We start from the raw sequence: 21,147 nt of genomic DNA, 5'->3' as shown, positions 1-21,147 counted from the left end.
GCGGAGCCCCGGCTGGGCCCCGCGGAATTGACATCGTGCGCGCCGCCCGCGCGGGTGGCGCTACGTACGGTAGTTATCCAACTACTGATTGGTAACGCCAAGCCCTTCTCATGACCGAAGGCGAACGGTCATCGGAAAGTAATCCACACGTTACCCAGCGTCATCGATTTGCCCGCTCTTGACCAGACCCGTCTCATACGCGAAGACCACCGCCTGGACCCGGTCGCGCAGGCCCAGCTTCATCAGGATCCGTCCCATATGCGTCTTGACCGTGGCCTCGGAGACGTACAGCCGTTCGGCGATCTCCGCGTTGGACAGCCCGCGGGCCACCAGCCGCAGCACCTCGCCCTCGCGGGCGGTCAGCGTCTCCAGGCTCCCGCTCGCCGCCCGCTCGGTGTCCGGCAGGTGGACGGCGAACCGGTCGAGCAGCCGCCGGGTGGTGCTGGGCGCGACCACCGCGTCCCCCGAGTGCACCGACCTGATCGCCTCCACCAGTTGTCGCGGCCCCGCGTCCTTGAGCAGGAAGCCGGCCGCGCCCGCCTTGATCGCGGCGAACGCGTACTCGTCCAGGTCGAAGGTGGTCAGGATGATCACCTTCGGTCCGTCGCCGGCGGTGATGCGGCGGGTGGCCTCGATGCCGTCCATCCGCGGCATCCGCACGTCCATCAGCACCACGTCGGCGGGGACGGTCCGCAGCCTGTCCAGCGCCTGCGCGCCGTCCGACGCCTCGCCCACCACCTCGATGTCGGGCTGGGCGTCCAGGACCATCGAGAAGCCCGTCCTGACCAGCTCCTGGTCGTCCACCAGCAGCACCCGGACCGGGCCCGGCTCGTCCGGGTCGCTCACCGCCGCACCTCCTCGCGCCGTGCGCGCTCGCGCGCCGCCTCCTCCTGGACGGGGATCCGCGCGATCACCTCGAAGCCCCCGCCGACGCGCGGCCTGGCCGCGACCTCGCCGCCGTAGACCACCGCGCGCTCCCGCATCCCCAGCAGCCCGTGGCCGCTGCCGTCGTCCAGCGCCGCCGCTCCCCGGCCGTCGTCGGTCACCCGGACCTCGATCGCGTCGTCGCCGTAGTGCAGCAGCACCCGCGCCGTCGCGCGGGGACCGGCGTGCTTGAGCGTGTTGGTCAGCGCCTCCTGCACGATCCGGAAGATCGTAAGCTGGCGGCCCTGGGAGATCTCCAGCGGCACGCCCTCCACCGCGAACTCCACCGGCAGCCCCGAGGCGCGGATCTGCTCCACCAGTTCGGTCAGCTGCGCCACGCCCGGCTGCGGCGTGTACGAGCCCGCGTCGTCGCTCTCCCGCAGGACGCCCAGCATCCGGCGCATCTCGGCCAGCGCCTGCCGCCCGGTCGCCGAGATCGCCTCCAGCGCCGCCCTGGCCCGCGCGGTGTCGGTCTCGATGGCGTACGAGGCGCCGTCCGCCTGCACCACGATCACGCTGACGTTGTGCGCCACGACGTCGTGCAGCTCGCGGGCGATCCGCGCGCGCTCGGCGGCCATCGCGATCTGCACCTCGGTGTCGCGCTCGCGTTCCAGCCGCGCCGCCCGTTCCTCCACCGAGCGCAGGTACGCCCGCCGCGTCCGCATGTGCAGCCCGAGCAGCCAGGTCCCGGCCACGATCGCCGAGAGGGCGACGAGGTTGCTGAGCCGGTCGGTCTCGCCGCTCACGAACCTCAGGACGGCCAGGACGGCGCCGAGCTGGCCCACCCCCAGGGCGGCCAGCCCCCAGCGGAACGAGGGGCCCGCGGCGACCGTGTAGAGGCCCATGAGCACGGCCACGTTCGCCACCACCGGTGTCGGCGCCAGCATCACCTGGACGAACGACACCAGGCTGACCACCGCGAACACCGTCCGGGGATAGGTGCGGCGGAACACCAGCGGCAGCAGCAGGGCGGCGGTGATGAGCACGAAGGCGCTCACGCTGAGGCCGAAGCCGGGCCCGGTGAAGTAGCCCAGTGACAGGAGGAACAGCGGGGAGGCCAGGAACAGGTCGACCAGCGGCGTGATCCCGCGGCACCAGTTCCAGATCCTCCCAGCCATGGATGGAAGGGTACGTTCGCGTGGCTCGTCCCGGATCAGTCTCAGGGCTGACCCATGTGCGACCTGGGGACGGCCTGAGGCGCGGCCCCGCCGTGCACGACCGGCGCGTCCAGAGCGGTACCGTCGCAGTTGTGGCGGCGTGGGTGACGTGGCGAACCGCGATGGAGCGGGCACTGTACGGGCCGGGCGGCTTCTACCGGCGCGGGGAATCCCCCGCCGAGCACTTCCGCACCTCCGTCCACGCCTCCGGCCGGTTCGCCGGGGCCCTCGCGCGGCTGCTGACCGAGGTGGACGAGGCGCTGGGCCGTCCCGCGCGGATCGATCTGGTGGACGTCGGCGCGGGCAGCGGCCGGCTCCTGGCGGGCATCGCCGGATGCGTCCCGGCCGACCTGGACCGGCGGCTCGTCCTCACGGCGGTCGAGCTCGCGCCGCGCCCGCCGGGCATCCCCGGACGGATCCGGTGGCGGGACGACCTGCCCGCCGAGATCACCGGCATGGTCATCGCCAACGAATGGCTGGACAACGTGCCGCTCGACGTGGTCGAGCGGACCCCTGACGGGCCGCGGACCGTGCTGGTCGATCCGGCGACCGGCGCGGAACGTCCAGGCCCCCTTCCCTGCCCCGACGACGCCGACTGGCTGGAACGCTGGTGGCCTCTGCGGGAGCCGGGAGACCGCGCCGAGATCGGCAGGACCCGCTGCGCCGCGTGGGCGGCCGTCGTGGAGCGCCTGCGCCGCGGTCTCGCGGTGGCGATGGACTACTTCCACACCCGGGCCGCCCGTCCCGCGTACGGAACGCTGACCGGCTACCGCGACGGCGCCACCGTCCCCGCGGTCCCCGACGGGTCCTGCGACGTGACCGCGCATGTCGCCCTGGACGCCTGCGTGGTGGCGGGCGAGGGCGCGGGGGCGACCGAGACCGTGCTCACCACCCAGCGGGAGGCGCTGCGCGCGCTCGGCGTCACCGGCGCGCGGCCCCCGCTCGACCTGGCCCGGACCGACCCGCCCGCCTACCTCGCCGCGCTCAGCCACGCGGGCGAGGAGGCCGAGCTCATCGACCCCGGCGGGCTCGGCGGCTTCGGCTGGCTGGTGCAGAGCACGGGAATCGGTGTCCCGGGCGTCCTGTCGCGCCTGTCCCAACCATCGGGCACCGGCACGCGGACCGCCCGCTGATCAGATCTCGACCTGGAGCTCCCGCAGGCCGCGCAGGACGAAGCCGGGCTTCCAGCGCGGCTCGGCGACCAGCCGCATCCCGGGCGCCAGCCGCAGCAGCGCCCGGTACGACTCGGCCAGCTCGATCCGGGCCAGCGGCGCGCCCAGGCAGTAGTGGACGCCCAGCCCGAACGTGATGTGCGGGTTCGGATCGCGGGCCAGGTCCAGGCGGTCGGGGTCGGCGAAGACCGCCGGATCCCGGTTGGCGGACGCGAACTGCAACGCCACCTCCTGGCCGCGCGGGATCGTCACCCCGCCGACCTCGACGTCCTCCAGCACCCACCGCTCGAACATCGGCGCCGGGGTGTCGAAGCGCATCAGCTCCTCCACCGCCGACGGGACCAGCGCCGGGTCGTCCCGCAGCCGTGCCAGCTCGCCGGGCTCGCGGAACAGCGCCCACCAGCCGTTGCCGGTGGCGTTCACGGTCGCCTCGTGCCCGGCGTTCAGCAGCAGGACGCACGTGCCGATCAGCTCGTCCTCGGTCAGCCGGTCGCCCTCCTCGTCCACCACCTGGGCCAGCGCGCTGATCAGATCGTCGCGGGGCGCCGCGCGCCGCTCCCTGGCCAGGCCCCGCAGGTAGCCGGAGAACTCGACCGCCGCGCGCACCGCGGCCCGCTGCGCCTCCGGCGACGGGTTCAGCTCGTACATCCCGCAGATATCGGCCGACCAGGGACGCAGCAGCGGCCGGTCCTCCTCCGGGACGCCCAGCATCTCGGCGATCACGTTCACCGGGAGCGGCTCGGCCACCTCCGCCAGCAGATCGCCGCCGCCCTTGGCCACCAGCGCCCCGGCCAGCTCCTCCGCCAGCCCGCGGATCATCGGCCGCAGCCCCTCCACCATCCGCGCGGTGAACGCCTTGGACACCAGCCGCCGCAACCGCGTGTGGACGGGCGGCTCCACGTCCAGCATCCCCGCCCGGATCAGACCCCAGAAAGGCTTGAGGAACTCCGGCTCGGGCTCCCTGCCGAACTCCTCGTGGGTCGCCACATGCAGGTACGAGCGGCCCAGCCGGCGGTCGCGCAGCAGGGCGTCCACATCCGCGTACCGGGAGATCACCCACTGGCCGGTGGGCTCGTGGAAGAACACCGGCCGCTCGGCGCGCAGCGTGGCGAACGCCGGGTACGGGTTCGCCACGAAATCCGGTGACCAGGGGTCATAGGCCGCTTCACTCATAACGGGCACGATAGCCGCGCCGCCGACCTGGTCAGCACCGGGTGGCGGGCGTGCCGGTCCTAGCGGGCGGCCCAGCGGCCGGGGTCGCCCGAAGTGCGGCGCGCCGCCAGCGCACGACCGGCGGTGGACTCCACGATCGCACGCGCCTCGCCCAGGTCACGGCCCGCCGCGGACACCTGGACGGGGCCGGGCGGCGCGTCCACATGGACGGTGGCCCGCTTGAGGAGCCGCTGCAACGGGTTCATCGTGAGCCGCACGCTCTGCGCCCTGGCATGCGCGATCACATCCGTGCGGCGGCAGAACAGCCCCCGCCGCACCACGAAGATCACGTCATCGGTGCCGGCGCCGTCCCCGCTCGCCGCCGACGCGGCACGGGACGAGGCCGGCAGCAGCGGCACCGCGTCCACATTGGCACCCGGGAAGATCTGCGAGGTCAGGTACACGGCCACATGGCGGGGCGCCAGCGGCAGCAGCACCGACGACAACGCCTGCCGCTCCCCCGCGTACCCGGCCACGGTCACGTCCATCCTCACCCAGCCGAACGCCCGCCACAGCAACGGCTGCACCAGACCGACCGCCTGCACCCGTCCCGGCGGCAACGTCTGCATCCGCGTCTCCAGCAGCCCGTACCGCAGCCGAACGCCGTCGGGCGACATCGCCACCGTGAAGTTGGCGTACATCACCAGCGGCGCGATCACACCCCTGATCAGCCCCAGCAGCGTCAGGACCAGCACCACCAGCATCCCGCCCTCCAGGAAGGAGAACAGGAAGATCAGCGAGAACACGAACAGCAGCCCGGTGCCCAGCACCGGCAGCTTGAGGACCAGCGAACCCAGCAGCGCCCCGAACGGCACCCGCCAGATCGGCCGCTCCGGGGCCTCGGGAGTGTGCCCCGGCAGCCCGGCGGCGCGGGCCAGCAGCTCGGCCCGCAACTGCTGGGCCGCGTGCCGCCCGAGGTAACGCAGCGAGATCTCGCTCTGCGCGCCGCCCGCCAGCTCCACCCGCACCTCGGCCAGCGCGAACATCCGCGTCATCAGCGGACGGACCACGTCGATCGCCTGCACGCGGGACAGCGGGATCCGCCGCTTGCGCTTGCGCAGCAGGCCGGTCTCCACCACGAGGTCGTCCTCGTCCCCGTCCACATGGAACCGCAGCGCCAGCCATCCCCACAGGCCCGCCACCACCGCCAGGACGAAGAACGGCACCGACACGATCAGGAACCGCGCGATCACCTCAGGGGAGAGGATCAGCGCGATGCCCTCCTCGGTCTGGGTCAGGAGCAGCGGGAAACCCAGCAGGACGAAATAGACGACCAGGATGGTGAACGCCCGGAGGATCGCGGTCACCGGGTGCAGCCGGTGCGTCCCCTCCGAGAAACGCACCGGTGGCGGGGCGGGACGGTAACCGTAAGGCGGCTGGCCATAGGGCGGCTGTGGCGGCCCGTACGGACCAGGACCATAGGGCGGCCTCCCCGGATAAGGCGGTCCGGGCGGACGTGGCCCGTAGGGACCGTACGGCGGACGCGGCCCGTAAGGCCCGTAGGGCCCATAAGGCGGCTGCCCACCAGACGACCCGTAGTAAGGCCCCGTCATGCCTTCCCCCTGGGGGAGATCCCCCAAACGGCCCTGCCGCCCTTCTGGCCCTTTCTGGGGAAGATCCCATTCATAGGCCCATGCTCCGCTCTTCACCCTTCTGCGCCAGCCGGTCGCGTAGCTGGGCGGCCTCGGCCGCGGGCAGTCCGGGGATCTCGGCGTCGGTCGCCGCCGCCGCGGTGTGCATGCGGACGGTCGCGATACCCATCCAGCGCTCCAGCAGCCCCGCGGTCACGTCCACGAACTGCATGCGCCCGTACGGGACGACGATCAGCCGCTTGACGAACACGCCCTGCGTCACGATCAGGTCGTCGGCGCGCTCGGCGTACCCGTACGAGCGGTACGCCAGCTCGGCCACGATCCAGGCGACGACGACCCCCAGCAGCACCGTCGCCCCCCAGAGGACCATCCCGATCGTCCCAACGCCGCGGAACACCACGAACGCCCCGATCAACCCCACCGGAACGCCGGTCAGCGTCGCCATCAGGCCACGATGCCAGGTGAAACGCCGAGAGATGTGCGACCAGGGCAGCCCCCCGCCGGGCTCGAACGCCTGGTCGGCCGGGTAGGGGGACGCCTGCATGGGGGCGGCGTGGGCACCGGGGACCGGATCGGCCGGTGGCGCCAAATGCGGCTGCATGCCCGGCTGAGGAGGCTGCGCGCCGTGGTGCGGCCCCGGGTACGGTCCGGGCTGGGGTGGCTGCTGCTCGTGGCCCGCGTTCATGACGCTCCGGCGACGGGCACTCGTCTTGGGTTCATGGATGCTCTGTCGCTTGCGGATGGCTGCTCGTACAAGGGTGTGAGACAAGGCTGGTCGGGATGAGCCCGGGTACTACAGGGACCAGTCAACAGGAAACGCCCGGACTACCGCGAGCCTCCGAGCATGGCACGATGTGAGGCGTGACAGGGACGGCAGCGACCAATCCGGTTGGGAGCCCGCCATGACCACCGAGCGGATCGTCGGCGTGGGCGCCGGGGCGAGCGAGCTGGCCACCGAGGACATGGTCCTCAACATCGGCCCGCAGCACCCGTCCACGCACGGCGTCCTGCGGCTGCGGCTGAGGCTGGACGGCGAGCGCATCACGGAGGCCGAGCCGATCGTCGGCTACATGCATCGCGGCGCGGAGAAGCTGTTCGAGGTCCGCGACTTCCGCCAGATCACCGTGCTGGCCAACAGGCACGACTGGCTGTCGGCGTTCTCCAGCGAACTCGGCGTGGTCATGGCCGTGGAACGGATGCTGGGCATGGAGGTCCCTTCCCGCGCCGTGTGGGCGCGGACGCTGCTGGCCGAACTCAACAGGGTGCTCAACCATCTGATGTTCCTGGGCTCCTACCCACTGGAGATGGGCGCGATCACGCCGGTCTTCTACGCCTTCCGCGAGCGGGAGGCGCTGCAGCGCGTGATGGAGGAGGTCTCCGGCGGGCGCATGCACTACATGTTCAACCGGGTGGGCGGGCTGAAGGAGGAGTTGCCCGCCGGCTGGACGGGACGCGCCCGCAGCGTCGTCGCATCGGTCCGCGCGGGGATGGACGACATCGCGAACATCATCATGGGCAACGAGATCTTCCGCGCCCGCACCCGGGGCGTGGGCGTCCTGACCCGCGAGCAGATTCTGCAGTACGGGGTGTCCGGGCCGATCGCGCGGGCGTCCGGCGTCGACTTCGACCTGCGACGGGACGAGCCTTATCTGGCGTACGGCGAGCTGCCCGTCAAGGTCGTCACCCGCACCGAGGGCGACTGCCTGGCCAGGTTCGAATGCCTGCTCGACCAGGTGCACGTCTCGCTCGACCTCGCCGACGCCTGCCTCGACCGCCTCGCCGACCTGCCGCCCGGCCCCATCAACCAGCGGCTGCCCAAGGTGCTGAAGGTCCCCGAGGGGCACACCTACGCCTGGACCGAGAACCCGCTCGGCATCAACGGCTACTACCTGGTCTCGCGCGGCGAGAAGACCCCCTGGCGGCTGAAGCTGCGCTCCGCCTCGTACAACAACGTCCAAGTGCTGACGGAGCTGCTGCCCGGCAACCTGGTCGCCGACATGATCGCCATTTTGGGCTCGATGTTCTTCGTGGTCGGCGACATCGACAAGTAGGCGGGCGGGACCTCAGGCTCGGGACGCTCCCCGGCCCCGGTGCTCGTCCTCAGGCCCCTTGGGGACGCGGCACGCGTACTCCAGGAAGAACGCCGCGCCCACCAGCACCAGCGCGGCCAGCGCCGTACCCCCGCTGACGAAGAAGTCGTGGCGGGGCGTCGTCTTGTCGAGCAGATCCGACACTCCCAGCGCGAACCCGCCGAACACCCCGGCCAGCACCGCCGCCGCGTGAGCGCTCGCCTTGGCCAGCGCCGCCAGCCGCGCCACCACCATCGGCTCCATCGGCTGCGTGCCCGGCTTGCGCCGGATCCGACGCAGCACATGCCACCCGGTGAACGCCTCCCCGAGCGCGAGCAGCAACAACGTCGGCACCGCCGTCCACGGCAAGGGCGGCAACGACACATAAGCCGCCTCCAGCACCGCCCACGTAATCACAGCGGGCAAAACCACCAAAACCGCAAGAAACGCCGGACGACTAGGTCTCACAAACCGCCCCCGCGAACCTCCGGGGCGCCTTCAGGCGCCGCCTTCCCTCGTCGCTCCGGTCGCTCGTCCCTCGCTCCCTACACTCCTCAGTCCAGACGACGCCGCGCCCCTCCGGCCCGCTCATGCTGTGTTTGCCCGCGAACCTCCGGGGCGCCTTCAGGCGCCGCCTTCCCTCGTCGCTCCGGTCGCTCGTCCCTCGCTCCCTACACTCCTCAGTCCAGACGACGCCGCGCCCCTCCGGCTCGCTCATGCAGGGGGTTGGAGGACGAGGTCGTCGCGGCGGCGTATGGCGGCGCCTTCGGCGGTCTTGGCGGCGGCCAGGTCGCCGACCCTGCCATGGCCGGCCAGCAGCACGTCCGGCTCGATGTCGGCCCACGGGACCAGGACGAACGCGCGTTCGTGCGCGCGGGGGTGCGGCAGCGTCAGGGCGGGGTCGTCCATGCTCACGTTGCCGAACACCACGATGTCGATGTCGAGGGTGCGCGGGCCCCAGCGGACCTCGCGGACCCGCTGCATCGAGTTCTCGATGTTGAGCACGCGCTCCAGCAGGTTCTCCGGTGGAAGCCGGGTGTCGGCCACCAGCACCACGTTCAGATAGTCGCCCTGCTCGGGGATCGACTCGCCCGGCGGGGCGTACGGCGCGGTCTCGTACACCGGCGACAGCGCCACGAACGAGAGCCCGGGCGCGTCGAACAGCGCGTCCACGGCCTCCTGGATGTTGTCCAAGCGGTCGCCGAGATTGCTACCGAGCGAGAAGACCACCCGATGGGCGACCAGCATGTGGCCGCCGGTGGCGGTGCGGTCGGGCATGCGATCGGACGCTGTCATGGGCGACTCCTCCTGATCCTCACGGCCACGTCCGCGAAGGGGTGCGGCACCGGGGCGCTGGGCTTGTGCACGGTGACCTCGGCCTCGGCGACCACCGCGTCCTGCAGGCAGACTGCCGCGAGCCGTTCCGCCAGCGTCTCGATGAGGTTGACGGGGTCCCCCTCGACGACGGCCACCAGCCGGTCGGCCAGCGAACCGTAGTCGACCGTACGCGACAGATCATCATCCGCCGCGGCGGGGGCGGTGTCGAGCCCGAGCGAGACGTCCACCACGAACTCCTGGCCCAGTTCGCGCTCGGCGGGCAGCACGCCGTGCCGGCCACGGGCGCGCAACCCGCGCAGCTCGATGCGGTCCAAGCCGCCGCGTCGCGCGGCGGGCCCGGTGTCCGAGCCGGTCGAAGCGGGGTTCATCAGGTCGGGCTCACTCTTCCTCTGCGCCGTTCAGGATGGGAGAGCCGTGGTGCAGCAACAGCCGCCACTCCCCTCCGGAACGGACGAACACATTCGTCGAGACGACGCTTCCCCCGGCGAGGAAGCCGGTCTCGCTGTCATCACCCGCGGTGAGGATGTTCTCGTTACAGGTGACCACGGCCTGGTCACCGTACACGTCGGTGCGCACGTCGGTGAGCACGAACTGGATGTAGCTGGTGTTGGCCATGATCAGTGCCCATGAGCGCAGCACCTCCTCCCGTCCGCGCAGCATCGACCAGCCGGGATGAACGCAGCTCACGCCCGGCGCGTACGGGCCGTCCGCCCACAGCGCCGCCATCCGGTCCAGGTCGCCCTCCTCGAAGGCGGCGTAGAACTCGGCGTTGGCCTCTTCGAGCTGGGCCCGGTCGAGCGCGTTGCTCATCGGACGGCGCTCCCGGCGTGGGCCCGGTAGGCCGCCGCCACCCGTACCGCGTCGGCGTTGGGACGCACCCGGTGCACGCGCACGCACCACGCGCCGTTCGCCGCCGCCAGCGCCGTGATCGCGACCGTGGCGTCGTCGGAGTCGGTGAACGCCCGCGGCGTCCCGTCCGGCGCGGCCAGCAGCCGCCCCAGGAAGCCCTTTCGCGACGCCCCGATCAGCACCGGGTACCCCATGGCGCGCAGGACGTCCAGATTGGCCAGCAGTGACCAGTTGTGCCCCGCCTCGGGGTGTTTCGCGAAGCCCAGCCCCGGATCCAGGATGATCATGGAGGGGTCGACGCCTTCGCGCAGCACCGCCTCCACCCGCCGCGCCAGCTCGTCCCGCACCTCAGTCACGACGTTCTCGTACACCGCGCGGGTCTGCATGTCGTGACTGTGCCCGCGCCAGTGCATCACCACATAGGGAACGCCCGCGGCGGCCACCACCCTGGGCATCGCGGGATCGGCCAGGCCACCGCTGACATCGTTCACCAGCCGCGCCCCGGCCTCCACGGCCGCCTCGGCCACCTCCGCGCGCATCGTGTCGACGCTCACCGGCACGCCCTGCTGGGACAGCGCCTCGATCACCGGGATCACCCGTCGCAGTTCCTCCTGCAACGACACCCGCTGCGCGCCCGGACGCGTCGACTCGCCGCCCACGTCGATCAGATCGGCGCCCTCGGCCATCAGGTCGAGGCCGTGCCTGATCGCCTTGTCGGCGTCGAACCACGCCCCGCCGTCGGAGAACGAGTCCGGGGTCACGTTGACCACGCCCATGACGAGGCACCGCCCGGGTGCCGGAAGCCCCGGAACGGCTCCCTCGTTCATCGCGGTCATGGACACAGCCTATGCCCGCTCGCAACCCCCGGGCGCCGCCACCCGGCCCCGGAATCGGGAACGGAAAACGCCCTCCCGGCGACATCCGGGAGGACGTTCCATCCGGCGCTCAGTGGCGTCCCAGGATCAGCGACATGGCCTCGGCGCGGGTCTCGGCATGGTCGCGGAAGTCACCCCGCACCGCCGAGGTGACCGTCTTGGCCCCCGGTTTGCGCACCCCGCGCATCGTCATGCACAGATGCTCGGCCTCCACCACCACGATCACACCGCGCGGCTCCAGGATCTCCATCACCGCGTCCGCCACCTGGCTGGTCAGCCGCTCCTGCACCTGCGGCCGCCGCGCGTAGACGTCGACCAGCCGCGCCAACTTGGAAAGCCCGGTGATCTGGCCCTTCTCGTTCGGCGTGTATCCCACGTGCGCCAGTCCGTGGAAGGGCACCAGATGATGCTCGCAGTTATGCGTCAAATGGCCGTCGATGAGGAAGGTGGGGTACGGCTCGCATTTGTAGCTGTGAACCGTGTACGGCTTAGCGCCCCCGGCCGAAATCGTCCGTACCGCCAGCACCCGGGCCCATTCGGACTCCAGCAGCGTCGACGGCGCGTCGTATTCGGCCTTGAAGCCATGACGCCGATACCAGCCGTCCGCCGTCAACGATGGCGAGGCGGCCGTAGCCGGTGCGTCCAGAACGGCGGCGGAAAGCGCCAACTCCTTGGCCCGGCGGCCGACGACCAGACGGGTGCCTTCACGGCCAAGGCTTCGTGCACCGGTCCATTCGATGGATCGGCCGCTGACGTCCTTGGCCTCCATCCAACCTGTCGGGGTGGCCAGCGGATGGTCCGGGGTGACCCTGAAGGAGCCCTTCTCGGTCACCACCTCCACCAGCTCCCCGACCTCGCGGGACGTGACCCGGGTGACGGTCGTGCTCGCGACCTCGCCCTGGACGAGCGTGTACAGCTCGTCGCCGACCTCGACCGCGGACGCGGGCTTCCGGCCGCCCACGGCGTCGACGTGCTGGTCGCTGGGCACGCAGGTGGAGTAGACCTCGATGTCCTTGACCAGGACCATCTCGTCGTGGTCGGCCTCGAAGACCCTGTTGAGGGCGTCCTCGGGGACCTGCCGCAGGCCGGCGAACTGCTCGGCGTAGGCCCTGGCCACCCGCGCGGGGGTGTCGCGGAGCCCGTCGCGGTCGGGATCCTCCCCGATCGCGAACAGGATCTCGCGCACCGCCCTCTCGATCCGCTCGTGGTCGAACTGCCCGCCGTGGAGGGATCTGCCCGGCGGGTCGTTCCTGAGCGGCTCGTCGTCGTACTGGATCGCCAAAGCGGTCAGCTTTCGCCGTGCGCGGGGTCCGCGGGCTGGTGGTCGCCGGAGGACGAGCCCTGGCCGTTGTTCTTGGTCAGGTCGGCCACGTCCTGCGGGCCCATCAGCGCCAGCTCCTTCGGCGTCAGCACCGGCGGCCGGTCGGACGGCAGCCGCTTGCCGTAGCCGGTGTAGGAGTTCTGGTGCGGACGCTTCTGGATCGGCGCGAAGATCTCCAGCACCTGGTCCTTGGAGAGGGTCTCCTTCTCCATGAGCTGGAGCACCAGCTCGTCCAGGACCTCGCGGTACTCGACCAGGATCTCCCACGCCGTGTCGTGCGCGCTCTCGATGTAGCGGCGGACCTCGTCGTCGATCGCGGAGGCGATGTCCTCGGAGTAGTCCCGCTCATGGCCCACGTCACGGCCCAGGAACACCTCGCCCTGGCCGGTGCCGAACTTGCGCGCGCCCAGGCGCTCGCTCATCCCGTACTCGGTGACCATGTTCCGGGCGATGGACGTGGCCTTCTCGATGTCGTTGGCCGCGCCGGTGGTGGGCTCGTGGAACACCAGCTCCTCGGCGGTACGGCCGCCCAGCAGCATGGCGAGCTGGTCGGTCATCTCCGACCTGGTGGTCAGGAACTTGTCCTCCATCGGGAGGGTCATGGTGTAGCCGAGGGCGCGCCCGCGCGGCAGGATCGTCACCTTGTGCACGGGGTCGGCGTTCGGCAGCGCGTGCGCCACCAGGGCGTGCCCGCCCTCGTGATAGGCGATGATCTTCTTTTCCTTCTCCGACATCACCCGGGTCTTGCGCTCGGGGCCCGCCATCACCCGGTCGATGGACTCCTCAAGGGTGTCCATGTCGATCAGCTTGCGGTCGAAGCGGGCGGTGAGCAGCGCGGCCTCGTTGATCACGTTGGCCAGGTCGGCTCCCGTGAAGCCCGGGGTGCGCCGCGCGATCACGTCCAGGTCGACGTCCGGCGCGAACGGCTTGCCGCGGCCGTGCACCCGCAGGATGCCCTTGCGGCCCTCCAGGTCGGGACGGTCCACGGTGACCTGGCGGTCGAACCGGCCGGGACGCAGCAGCGCCGGGTCGAGGATGTCGGGACGGTTGGTGGCCGCGATGAGGATCACGCCGCCCTTGACGTCGAACCCGTCCATCTCGACCAGCAACTGGTTCAGGGTCTGCTCGCGCTCGTCGTGGCCGCCGCCGAGCCCGGCGCCGCGGTGCCGGCCGACCGCGTCGATCTCGTCGATGAAGATGATCGACGGGGCGTTGGCCTTGGCCTGCTCGAACAGGTCGCGGACGCGGGACGCGCCGACGCCGACGAACATCTCGACGAAGTCCGAGCCGGAGATCGAGTAGAAGGGGACGCCGGCCTCGCCGGCCACGGCGCGGGCCAGCAGCGTCTTGCCGGTGCCGGGCGGGCCGTACAGCAGCACGCCCTTGGGGATCTTGGCGCCGATGGACTGGAACTTGGCCGGGTTCTGCAGGAAGTCCTTGATCTCTTCCAGCTCTTCGAGGGCCTCGTCGGCCCCGGCCACGTCGGCGAAGGTGGTCTTGGGGGTGTCCTTGGTGATGAGCTTGGCCTTGGACTTGCCGAAGTTCATCACCCGGGAGCCGCCGCCCTGCATCTGGTTCATCACGAACAGGAAGATCAGAACGATGATGATGATGGGCAGCAGGCTGAACAGGAGGCTCAGCAGGGGGCTCTGCTTGGGCACCTCGACGGTGTACTTGCCGGGCAGCTGGCGGGCGTCGGCCTGGCGCTGGAGCGCCTCCTGGAGGCGCAGCCCCTGGCCGTCCACCCAGGACGCCTGCAGGTTGGAGCCATCCTTGAGGGTGACCTCGATCCGCTGATCCTTGTCGATGATCTTCGCGGACTGCACGCGACCCTGTTCGATCGCGGTGACCACCTCGGAGGTGTCGGCCTTTTCGTAGGAGCGACCGGGGTTGACGGTCCACATGACCAAGACAGCCCCGAGGCACAGCAGCAGGATCCACAGCAGCGGCCCGCGGAAATAGCGCTTCACGTCCATTATCGGTTACCCCTTCGGGGTGCCGTCCCTCCTGACCTAGCGATCTCGCCCGTCATGGTCACCCGTCACCAAGCCCGGGATATCGACGGTACACCGCGGCGCGACTGAGCCGCCGACGCCCCTTGCAACGATCCGGTACGTTCCCTTTGTTCCCCGCGGGTCACTCCATGCCGCCCTGGTTCGCGCCGGGCGGACACCGTGCGGAACGCTTGTGCGGCACGCCCGGATCGCGTCGAGGCGTTCGTTCCACGCTAGGTGATCGCGGCCGCGATGTCAGGTCCGGGCCGCGGCCGACCGGACGCGCGTCAGGCTCCCTCGCCGCCGTACACGTGCGGGGCCAGGGTGCCCACGAACGGCAGGTTCCGGTACTTCTCGGCGTAGTCCAGCCCGTAGCCGACGACGAACTCGTTGGGGATGTCGAACCCCAGGTACCGGCAGTCGATCTCGGTCCTGACCGCCTCCGGCTTGCGCAGCAGCGCGCAGATCTCCAGCGAGGCGGGGTTGCGCGAGCGCAGATTGCTGACCAGCCAGGACAGCGTGAGCCCCGAGTCGATGATGTCCTCGACGATCAGGACGTGCCGGTCCAGGATGTCGGTGTCCAGGTCCTTCAGGATCCGCACCACGCCCGAGGACTTGGTGCCCGAGCCGTAGGACGACACCGCCATCCAGTCCATCGACGCCGCGGTGTGCAGCTCCCGCGCCAGGTCCGCCATGATCATGACGGCGCCCTTGAGCACGCCGACCAGCAGCAGGTCGCGGCCCGCGTAGTCGGCGTCGATCTGCGCGGCCAGCTCGCACACCTTGGCGCGCAACTGGTCCTGCGGGATCAGTACTTTGGCCAGGTCGGCGCCCAGGTCCTTCTCGTCCACAACCCCACCCTCTTGCCCTGCCGTCACCGATCTGAGGCGTCGCGCGGCCGTGCGCCGAACAGCAGCCTCCCATACCGCCGGATCGCTTGCAGCCCCCCGGGGAGGTCCACGTGCCGCTGCCCGCGCCACGCCGTGATCAGCCGATCCACTTCATCGACATGGACCGCCGCGAGGGTACCCGGTGGGCTTCCGGCCCGGATCGCCGCCATGCGCAGTACGCGGGTGCGGACGGCGCGCGGCAGCGCCACGAGCCTTTCCACATCGAGTTCCACGCCATGCCGCGCCTCGGGTTCCGCGTCTTCGTCCTGTACGAGCGCTTCGGCGTAGGCGCGGGCGGCGATATCGTCGAGCGCGTCGGCGTCGTCGCGCAGCAGCCGGGCCGTACGCGCCAGTGCCTCTGCCACTCCGGGCCCCAGCGCCTTCTCAAGGGCCGGCAGGGCCTCGTGGCGTACCCGGACGCGTGTGAACGCCGGATCGTCGTTGTGCGGATCGTCCCAGGGGTCGAGGCCCATCGCCTCGCATGCGCGCCTGGTCGTGGCCCTGTCCAGGTCCAGCAGGGGACGGAGGTAGCGCACCTTCGCCCCGTCCTTCTCATAGGTCCGGACGAACGAAGGAGGCATTCCCGCCAGGGAACGTGCCCCCGACCCCCTGGCGAGCCCGAGCAGCACCGTTTCCGCCTGGTCGTCGCGGGTGTGTCCCAGCAGGACGGCGGCCGCTCGCAAGCGCACCGCCGCCTCGTCCAAGGCCGCGTAGCGCGCTTCACGGGCGGCGTTCTCGATGCCGCCGCGATCCCCTACGACGACCGCCACCGACCCGGCCGGATCCAGACCAAGGTCGGCGAGCACCCGTACCACCTTGGCGGCGTGGGCGGCAGAGCCCTCTTGTAGGCCGTGGTCGATGGTCACGCCCCCGGCCGGACGTCCTCCGGGCTGCGAACGCGGGGCCTCGAACGCCAGCGCGGCGGCCAGCGCCAGCGAGTCGGCGCCGCCGCTACAGGCGGCCAGGACCATCGCACCGGGCGGCAGGTCGGCCAGCGACCGCCGGACCGCCAGCCGTACGGCGGCGACGGCCGGATCAGGCCCCATGCCTGACCAGGGCTCGGGTCATTCGGTCTCCGCCCCGGCGGCCTTGGGAGGCGCGGCGTCCAGGGCGCGGGGGCCGATGACACGGTCCATCCACAGGGACGGCTCCTTGATCTCCGCGTGGGTGGGCAGCGTCTCCGGAGAATCCCAGATCCTGTTGAAGCCGTCCATGCCCGCCTCGCCGACCACGTGCCGGACGAACACCGAGCCCTCGGCGTACTGCTTCATCTTCAGTTCGAGGCCCAGCAGCCGCCGGATCGTCTTGTCGAGCCGGTTGCCGCCCTCGCGGCGTCCCTGGAAGCGCGACCTGATCTCCTCGACGGACGGGACGACCTCGGGGCCGACCGCGTCCATCACGTAGTCGCCGTGCCCCTCCACCAGCGTCATCACCGCGGTGAGGCGGTCGAGGATCTCGCGCTGCTCGGGCGACTGGATCGCGTCGATCAGGTTGCCCTCGCCGCCCCTGATGGCGTCGGTGACGGCGTCGGTCACGTCCCGCAGCCGGTCCAGCATCGCGCCCGGGTCGAGGTCGGAGGCCAGCAGGAACCGGGTCATCTGGTCCTGGACGTACTCGCGCAGCCACGGCACGCCCGTGAACTGGGCGCGGTGCGTCTCCTCGTGCAGGCACACCCAGAGCCGGAAGTCGCGGGTGTCGACGCCCAACTCCTGCTCCACGTGGACGATGTTGGGCGCGACGAGGGTGAGCCGCCCGGTGGGCGCGCGGCCGTCCGGGTCCGGCGGCAGGAACAGCTCGTACTGGCCGAGCACGCGCCCGGCCATGTACGCCAGGATCGCGCCGACCTGCATCCCGGTCACGCGGGACCCGACGGCCTGGACGACCACGCCGCCCGCGCCGCCGCCGAGCAGCCCGGGGCCGCGGCGCTCGGCCATCTGCTCCATGAGCGGCTCCAGCACCACGCGGAAGCCGTCCACGTTCGCGCGGATCCAGCCGGGACGGTCGACGATCGTCGCGGGCTCCGGATCCTCCGCGGCCCGCATCCCGGTGAAGTCGCGGACGTGCCCCTGCGCGTCCCGGGACAGCTCGCGCAGCTGTTCCACGACCGCGCGGGCCTCTTCATGGCCGACCTGCGGACCGGGCCGCAGGAGCCGGGTGCCGGTCTGAACGGCCAGGTTCCAGTCGATCATTGAGGCGCTCATGTACTCCACCGTACGTTTCGGGTAGCGGCGCCGGAGCGCCCTGCTCGTTCGTTCAACGAACGACCCCCCTGGTTATCTCCCGTCCAGCTTCCGCCACACGTCCGGGAACGGCTTGGCAAACCCGTGGCCATGCCGCGGCGCCCCGGCGGGTCCCGGACGCGCTCACCGGCAGCCGCAGGAGGCCACGGCGGCGGCCAGCCGGTCGAGCCTGCCGGGATCGACCGGTCCCTTGCCGTCGCCCATCATGAACGCGAACGCCAGGACCCGGCCGTCGGCGTCGTGAGCGATCCCGGCGAGGGTGCTGACACCGTTGAGCGTGCCCGTCTTGGCGCGTACCACACCGGCCCCGCCACGGCTGGACGGCGTCTTGTAGCGGGGGGCCAAGGTGCCGGAGAACCCCGCCACGGGCATCCCTGTGATCGCGGCGCGCAGGCGTGGGTGGTCCGGGGACGCGGCCAGGGCGAGGACGGACGCGAGCGCGGCGGGGGTTATCCGGTTGGCGGTGGACAGCCCGCTGCCGTCGTTCACCCGGATCCCGCCGCGCACGCCCAGGGCCGCCAGCGTTTGCATCACCGCCTGGGAGGCGTCGGCGAAGGTCCCTGGGCGCCCGGTCTTGAGGGCGACCTGGCGGGCCATGGCCTCGGCCACGTCGTTGTCGCTCTCGGTCATGAGGTGCTCGACCAGTTCGGCGGCCGTCGGCGACCGCACGGCACCCAACTGGACCGCCTGCGCGGGCGCCGTCGTCGAGCGGCCTGCACGGGCCGTCACGCCGTATCGGGTGAGCAGCTTGGCGAAGGCCGCCGTCGCGGACGCGGCCGGGTTGGAGACGCGGCCGTTCCCCTTGGAAACGCCCGGGGCTCTCCGTCCCCGGTCGACGGTGAGCGCGGAGAGCGGGGCCAGCTCGCCGTCCGGCAGGTAGTTGGGCTTCCATCCGTAGGCGGCACGCGGGCCTCGGTAGGCGGACACGTCGTAGTCGACGCGCACGCGCCGCACACCGGACGCCTTCAACGCGGTGGCGGTCTGCCACGCGAGCTCGGGCAGCGATGCGTACTCAAGGCCCTGCTTGCGGGAGGGACGCGCCGTCAGGGTGGGATCCCCGCCGCCTACCAGCACGACGCCGCCGTCAGAACCGCGCACGGTCCGGGTGGTGATGCGGTGCGCGGGGCCCAGAGTGGCCAGCGCCGCCACCGAGGTGACGAGCTTCGTGGTGGACGCGGGTGTCGCGGGCTCGTCGGCACGCGAGGCGAACAGCACCCGTCCGGTCGCCACGTCGGTCACGACCGCGCCGATCCGGGTGTCCGCGCCCGCGAGCAGCGGGACGAGCCGCCTGCTCAGCGCGGCCGGATCCGGTACGGGGGCGGCGGTGCCCGCGGCCGGGCGAACGGCCGAGGTGAGCACCGGCGCACGTCCCGTCACCGCCGCGGGCCGCGGCTCCGGCGCCCGCTCAGGTGTGAATTTCACCACTGCCGCACCGGCGGAGAGGGCGAAGACGTGGAGCGATGCCAGCGTGCTCAAGGCCATGATCCTGGCGTGTCTGGGCACGTGGCCGTACCTCTCCTGCTCGGCACTCACGGACGTGCGACATCCTGGTATAGGAGAACATTCTCTGCGCGGGCCTGGTGAGACCGGCCGCGCGCACGGGGACCCCGGTGAACGGCGACCCGGGAAAGACTGATCACTGCGACCGCGCAGGGGAGCGGAGGACATCTTGGATTTCGACGTCACGATTGAAATCCCGAAGGGCCAGCGGAACAAGTACGAGGTGGACCACGAGACCGGCCGCATCCGGCTGGACCGGATGCTGTTCACCTCGACCCAGTACCCCGCCGACTACGGCTTCATCGAGCACACCCTCGGTGAGGACGGCGACCCCCTCGACGCCCTCGTGCTGCTCCAGGAGCCCACGTTCCCCGGCTGCCTGATCCGCTGCAGGGCGGTGGGGATGTTCCGGATGACCGACGAGGCCGGTGGCGACGACAAGGTGCTGTGCGTCCCCGCCACCGATCCCCGGCAGGAGCACCTGCGGGACATCCACCACGTGCCCGAGTTCGACCGGTTGGAGATCCAGCACTTCTTCGAGGTGTACAAGGACCTGGAGCCCGGCAAGTCCGTCGAGGGCGCGAGCTGGGTGGGCCGGGTCGAGGCCGAACTGGAGATCGAGCGCTCGCTCAAGCGCGCCGCCGAGCAGGGCGACCACCACTAGGCGCACCCGCGGATGACGCGACCTGTACGGCGTTGTTCCGCTCCCGACGCCGTACGGTCCCGGTCACGCCCCACCGGGGCGGGCTCAGCCCGCCGGGCGGACGGCGCCGATGAGGCCGTTGCGCCAGATGCTGGAGATGCGAACCCGTCCCCCTGTGTACGGGGCCTCCACCATGCGCCCGCGGCCGATGTAGATGCCGACATGGTGGATCGTGCTGGGATTCGAGGTGTTGTGGGCGAAGAACACCAGGTCCCCCTGGATCATCCGCCTCAAGGGGACGCGCGGCCCGGACGTCCATTGCGTGCCCGTCCAGTGGTCGAGCCGCACCCCGGCCTTGTCCCACGCGTACAGCGCCAGCCCCGAGCAGTCGAACCCATGGATGCGGGACCCGTGCGCTATGCCGTACGTGGGGCCGTTCGCGTTGCCGCCACCCCATGAATAGGGCGTTCCCAGCCACCTGAGCGCCGCCCGCGCCACGATCGCGCCGCGTTGCGAGGCGGACAGCGTGCGCCCCGGTGCCGTCTCTTTGGTGACCGGCCCTTTGCTGGACGGGCTGTTGGTGACCGGTCCCTTGCTGACCGGAACGCTGACCTGAGCCTGCTTCAGGGCGTTCTCGCGTGCGCGTTCCAGCTCGGCGGCCTTGGCTCGGGCGATGCCGAGCCGCTTTTCGAGCACGCCCTTCCTGGCCTTGAGCCGCCGCACGGCCTCGTTCTGCCGGGCCACGGCGTCCTCGGCGGCGCGCTTGGCGGCCTCCGCGCGTTGCATGGCGGTGCGCTGCTCGTCGTACGCCGCCCGCGCCTGCCGCCGGAACACCTCCGCGACGTGGACGGCGGCCTGGACCCTCTGCAAGGCGCCCGCGCGTTGCCGTGCCAGCATCTCCGCCATCGCGGCCCTGTCCATGAAGCCCTGAGGGCCGCCGTGTCCCGCCACGACCGCGGGCCAGGCGTTGCCACCGCCGGTCCGGTACGCGCTGGCGGCGAACACGGCGAGTTCCGCCTTGGCCGCCTCCACCCTGCGTCCCGCTTCGGCCAGCCGCGCCTGGACGGCCTGGTACGCGGCGCGGGCACGTTGCAGCCGGACGACCTCGCCGTGGTAGCGCTCCACGGCCAGCGCCGACCCTGCGGAGAGCCGCTCCAGCTCGCCGCGTGCCTGAGCCAGCCTGGCCTTGGTGCGCCCAACCTCGGCGGCCTGCTTGCGCACCCGCTCCTTGCCGCGTTCGACGTCCCGTGCGCTGGGGGCGGGATCGGCACGCACGTCCCCCGGCGCGGTCAGGACGGCCAGCGCCCCGCCCAGCATGAGGACTGCGGCCGCGCGCACGCCCCTTGACCCCGCGTTCAGAAACACGGTTCC

Annotated in this window: 19 protein-coding genes and 2 pseudogenes; 3 read left to right on the top strand and 18 right to left on the bottom strand. The window is 71.4% G+C overall.

Translation table 11 applies throughout. The annotated features are described in order from the left end of the window. Nucleotides 1-150 precede the first annotated feature (150 nt). Complete coding sequence (locus ACGWYJ_RS19625) at nucleotides 151-846, bottom strand: response regulator (protein WP_395107523.1); 696 nt, start codon at nucleotides 844-846, stop codon at nucleotides 151-153. Beyond that, complete coding sequence (locus ACGWYJ_RS19620; RefSeq protein WP_395107522.1) at nucleotides 843-2,042, bottom strand: sensor histidine kinase; 1,200 nt, start codon at nucleotides 2,040-2,042, stop codon at nucleotides 843-845. Before ACGWYJ_RS19620 ends, ACGWYJ_RS19625 begins: the two co-directional genes overlap by 4 nt. Before the next feature lie 143 nt (nucleotides 2,043-2,185). Here ACGWYJ_RS19620 and ACGWYJ_RS19615 point away from each other — a divergent pair, with 143 nt between their 5' ends. Continuing rightward, nucleotides 2,186-3,214 (top strand): SAM-dependent methyltransferase, encoded by a 1,029-nt coding sequence (locus ACGWYJ_RS19615; protein WP_395107521.1) that lies wholly within the window; start codon nucleotides 2,186-2,188, stop codon nucleotides 3,212-3,214. Here the strand turns inward: ACGWYJ_RS19615 and ACGWYJ_RS19610 are convergent, their stop codons facing one another. The 3 genes from ACGWYJ_RS19610 to ACGWYJ_RS19600 all read right to left on the bottom strand — a co-directional run bounded on the left by ACGWYJ_RS19610 (nucleotide 3,215) and on the right by ACGWYJ_RS19600 (nucleotide 6,742). Further along, complete coding sequence (locus ACGWYJ_RS19610) at nucleotides 3,215-4,426, bottom strand: cytochrome P450 (RefSeq protein ID WP_395107520.1); 1,212 nt, start codon at nucleotides 4,424-4,426, stop codon at nucleotides 3,215-3,217. A 59-nt stretch (nucleotides 4,427-4,485) separates the two neighbouring features. Then, a complete protein-coding gene (locus tag ACGWYJ_RS19605; protein ID WP_395107519.1) occupies nucleotides 4,486-5,808 on the bottom strand; it encodes a PH domain-containing protein in 1,323 nt (440 codons plus the stop codon). Between the two features lie 280 nt (nucleotides 5,809-6,088). Beyond that, nucleotides 6,089-6,742 (bottom strand): PH domain-containing protein, encoded by a 654-nt coding sequence (locus ACGWYJ_RS19600; RefSeq protein ID WP_395107518.1) that lies wholly within the window; start codon nucleotides 6,740-6,742, stop codon nucleotides 6,089-6,091. 217 nt (nucleotides 6,743-6,959) lie between these two features. Between ACGWYJ_RS19600 and ACGWYJ_RS19595 the strand changes: the two genes are divergently transcribed. After that, nucleotides 6,960-8,108 (top strand): NADH-quinone oxidoreductase subunit D, encoded by a 1,149-nt coding sequence (locus ACGWYJ_RS19595; protein WP_395107517.1) that lies wholly within the window; start codon nucleotides 6,960-6,962, stop codon nucleotides 8,106-8,108. A gap of 12 nt (nucleotides 8,109-8,120) precedes the next feature. Here ACGWYJ_RS19595 and ACGWYJ_RS19590 read toward each other — a convergent pair whose 3' ends face one another. From ACGWYJ_RS19590 to dacB, 12 genes and pseudogenes are all read right to left on the bottom strand, one after another. Continuing rightward, entirely contained in the window at nucleotides 8,121-8,558 is a 438-nt protein-coding gene (locus ACGWYJ_RS19590; protein ID WP_395107516.1) for a DUF3180 domain-containing protein, read from the bottom strand. Nucleotides 8,559-8,840: 282 nt separating this feature from the next. Further along, nucleotides 8,841-9,422 carry a 2-amino-4-hydroxy-6-hydroxymethyldihydropteridine diphosphokinase gene (gene folK, locus ACGWYJ_RS19585; protein WP_395107515.1) on the bottom strand — a complete coding sequence of 194 codons (582 nt, stop codon included), beginning with the start codon at nucleotides 9,420-9,422 and terminating at the stop codon, nucleotides 8,841-8,843. Further along, the gene (folB, locus tag ACGWYJ_RS19580; RefSeq protein ID WP_395107514.1) at nucleotides 9,419-9,832 is read right to left on the bottom strand and encodes a dihydroneopterin aldolase; all 414 of its coding nucleotides are present in this window, start codon (nucleotides 9,830-9,832) and stop codon (nucleotides 9,419-9,421) included. The genes folK and folB overlap by 4 nt, the downstream gene beginning before the upstream one ends. A 10-nt stretch (nucleotides 9,833-9,842) precedes the next feature. Further along, complete coding sequence (locus ACGWYJ_RS19575; RefSeq protein WP_285697451.1) at nucleotides 9,843-10,274, bottom strand: nuclear transport factor 2 family protein; 432 nt, start codon at nucleotides 10,272-10,274, stop codon at nucleotides 9,843-9,845. Next, nucleotides 10,271-11,140, bottom strand: a complete 870-nt coding sequence (gene folP, locus ACGWYJ_RS19570; RefSeq protein WP_395107551.1) for a dihydropteroate synthase — start codon at nucleotides 11,138-11,140, stop codon at nucleotides 10,271-10,273. The genes ACGWYJ_RS19575 and folP overlap by 4 nt, the downstream gene beginning before the upstream one ends. A 118-nt stretch (nucleotides 11,141-11,258) precedes the next feature. Then, nucleotides 11,259-11,609, bottom strand: a pseudogene (gene folE, locus ACGWYJ_RS19565) (GTP cyclohydrolase I); the annotation flags it as partial. Nucleotides 11,610-12,188: 579 nt separating this feature from the next. Further along, a pseudogene (locus tag ACGWYJ_RS19560) lies at nucleotides 12,189-12,374 on the bottom strand (GTP cyclohydrolase I); the annotation flags it as partial. Between the two features lie 101 nt (nucleotides 12,375-12,475). Beyond that, nucleotides 12,476-14,485, bottom strand: coding sequence for an ATP-dependent zinc metalloprotease FtsH (gene ftsH, locus ACGWYJ_RS19555; protein WP_395107513.1), 2,010 nt, complete (start codon nucleotides 14,483-14,485; stop codon nucleotides 12,476-12,478). A 305-nt stretch (nucleotides 14,486-14,790) separates the two neighbouring features. Then, nucleotides 14,791-15,354 (bottom strand): hypoxanthine phosphoribosyltransferase, encoded by a 564-nt coding sequence (gene hpt / locus ACGWYJ_RS19550; RefSeq protein WP_395107511.1) that lies wholly within the window; start codon nucleotides 15,352-15,354, stop codon nucleotides 14,791-14,793. 23 nt (nucleotides 15,355-15,377) lie between these two features. After that, nucleotides 15,378-16,439, bottom strand: coding sequence for a tRNA lysidine(34) synthetase TilS (tilS, locus tag ACGWYJ_RS19545; RefSeq protein WP_395107510.1), 1,062 nt, complete (start codon nucleotides 16,437-16,439; stop codon nucleotides 15,378-15,380). 18 nt (nucleotides 16,440-16,457) lie between these two features. Further along, nucleotides 16,458-17,582, bottom strand: coding sequence for a zinc-dependent metalloprotease (locus ACGWYJ_RS19540; RefSeq protein ID WP_395107549.1), 1,125 nt, complete (start codon nucleotides 17,580-17,582; stop codon nucleotides 16,458-16,460). Between the two features lie 174 nt (nucleotides 17,583-17,756). Then, on the bottom strand, nucleotides 17,757-19,115 hold the full coding sequence (gene dacB / locus ACGWYJ_RS19535; RefSeq protein WP_395107509.1) for a D-alanyl-D-alanine carboxypeptidase/D-alanyl-D-alanine-endopeptidase: 1,359 nt from the start codon (nucleotides 19,113-19,115) through the stop codon (nucleotides 17,757-17,759). A 187-nt stretch (nucleotides 19,116-19,302) separates the two neighbouring features. Here dacB and ACGWYJ_RS19530 point away from each other — a divergent pair, with 187 nt between their 5' ends. Then, on the top strand, nucleotides 19,303-19,797 hold the full coding sequence (locus ACGWYJ_RS19530; RefSeq protein ID WP_285697445.1) for an inorganic diphosphatase: 495 nt from the start codon (nucleotides 19,303-19,305) through the stop codon (nucleotides 19,795-19,797). An 84-nt stretch (nucleotides 19,798-19,881) separates the two neighbouring features. Here ACGWYJ_RS19530 and ACGWYJ_RS19525 read toward each other — a convergent pair whose 3' ends face one another. Next, nucleotides 19,882-21,114, bottom strand: coding sequence for an NlpC/P60 family protein (locus tag ACGWYJ_RS19525; protein WP_395107508.1), 1,233 nt, complete (start codon nucleotides 21,112-21,114; stop codon nucleotides 19,882-19,884). Nucleotides 21,115-21,147: the final 33 nt, after the last annotated feature.

Source organism: Actinomadura sp. SCN-SB (genome assembly GCF_043906805.1).
Classification (GTDB): Bacteria; Actinomycetota; Actinomycetes; order Streptosporangiales; family Streptosporangiaceae; genus Spirillospora.
This window is presented reverse-complemented; position numbering and strand designations above follow the sequence as displayed.

What these genes read in the sequence shown, in the direction of transcription:
- ACGWYJ_RS19620 (WP_395107522.1), bottom strand. Translation starts at nt 2,042, where the DNA reads ATGGCTGGGAGGATCTGGAACTGGTGCCGCGGGATCACGCCGCTGGTC.
- ACGWYJ_RS19610 (WP_395107520.1), bottom strand. Translation starts at nt 4,426, where the DNA reads ATGAGTGAAGCGGCCTATGACCCCTGGTCACCGGATTTCGTGGCGAAC.
- ACGWYJ_RS19600 (WP_395107518.1), bottom strand. Translation starts at nt 6,742, where the DNA reads ATGAACGCGGGCCACGAGCAGCAGCCACCCCAGCCCGGACCGTACCCG.
- ACGWYJ_RS19595 (WP_395107517.1), top strand. Translation starts at nt 6,960, where the DNA reads ATGACCACCGAGCGGATCGTCGGCGTGGGCGCCGGGGCGAGCGAGCTG.
- folK (WP_395107515.1), bottom strand. Translation starts at nt 9,422, where the DNA reads ATGACAGCGTCCGATCGCATGCCCGACCGCACCGCCACCGGCGGCCAC.
- folB (WP_395107514.1), bottom strand. Translation starts at nt 9,832, where the DNA reads ATGAACCCCGCTTCGACCGGCTCGGACACCGGGCCCGCCGCGCGACGC.
- ACGWYJ_RS19575 (WP_285697451.1), bottom strand. Translation starts at nt 10,274, where the DNA reads ATGAGCAACGCGCTCGACCGGGCCCAGCTCGAAGAGGCCAACGCCGAG.
- folP (WP_395107551.1), bottom strand. Translation starts at nt 11,140, where the DNA reads ATGAACGAGGGAGCCGTTCCGGGGCTTCCGGCACCCGGGCGGTGCCTC.
- ftsH (WP_395107513.1), bottom strand. Translation starts at nt 14,485, where the DNA reads ATGGACGTGAAGCGCTATTTCCGCGGGCCGCTGCTGTGGATCCTGCTG.
- tilS (WP_395107510.1), bottom strand. Translation starts at nt 16,439, where the DNA reads ATGGGGCCTGATCCGGCCGTCGCCGCCGTACGGCTGGCGGTCCGGCGG.
- ACGWYJ_RS19540 (WP_395107549.1), bottom strand. Translation starts at nt 17,582, where the DNA reads ATGATCGACTGGAACCTGGCCGTTCAGACCGGCACCCGGCTCCTGCGG.
- dacB (WP_395107509.1), bottom strand. Translation starts at nt 19,115, where the DNA reads ATGGCCTTGAGCACGCTGGCATCGCTCCACGTCTTCGCCCTCTCCGCC.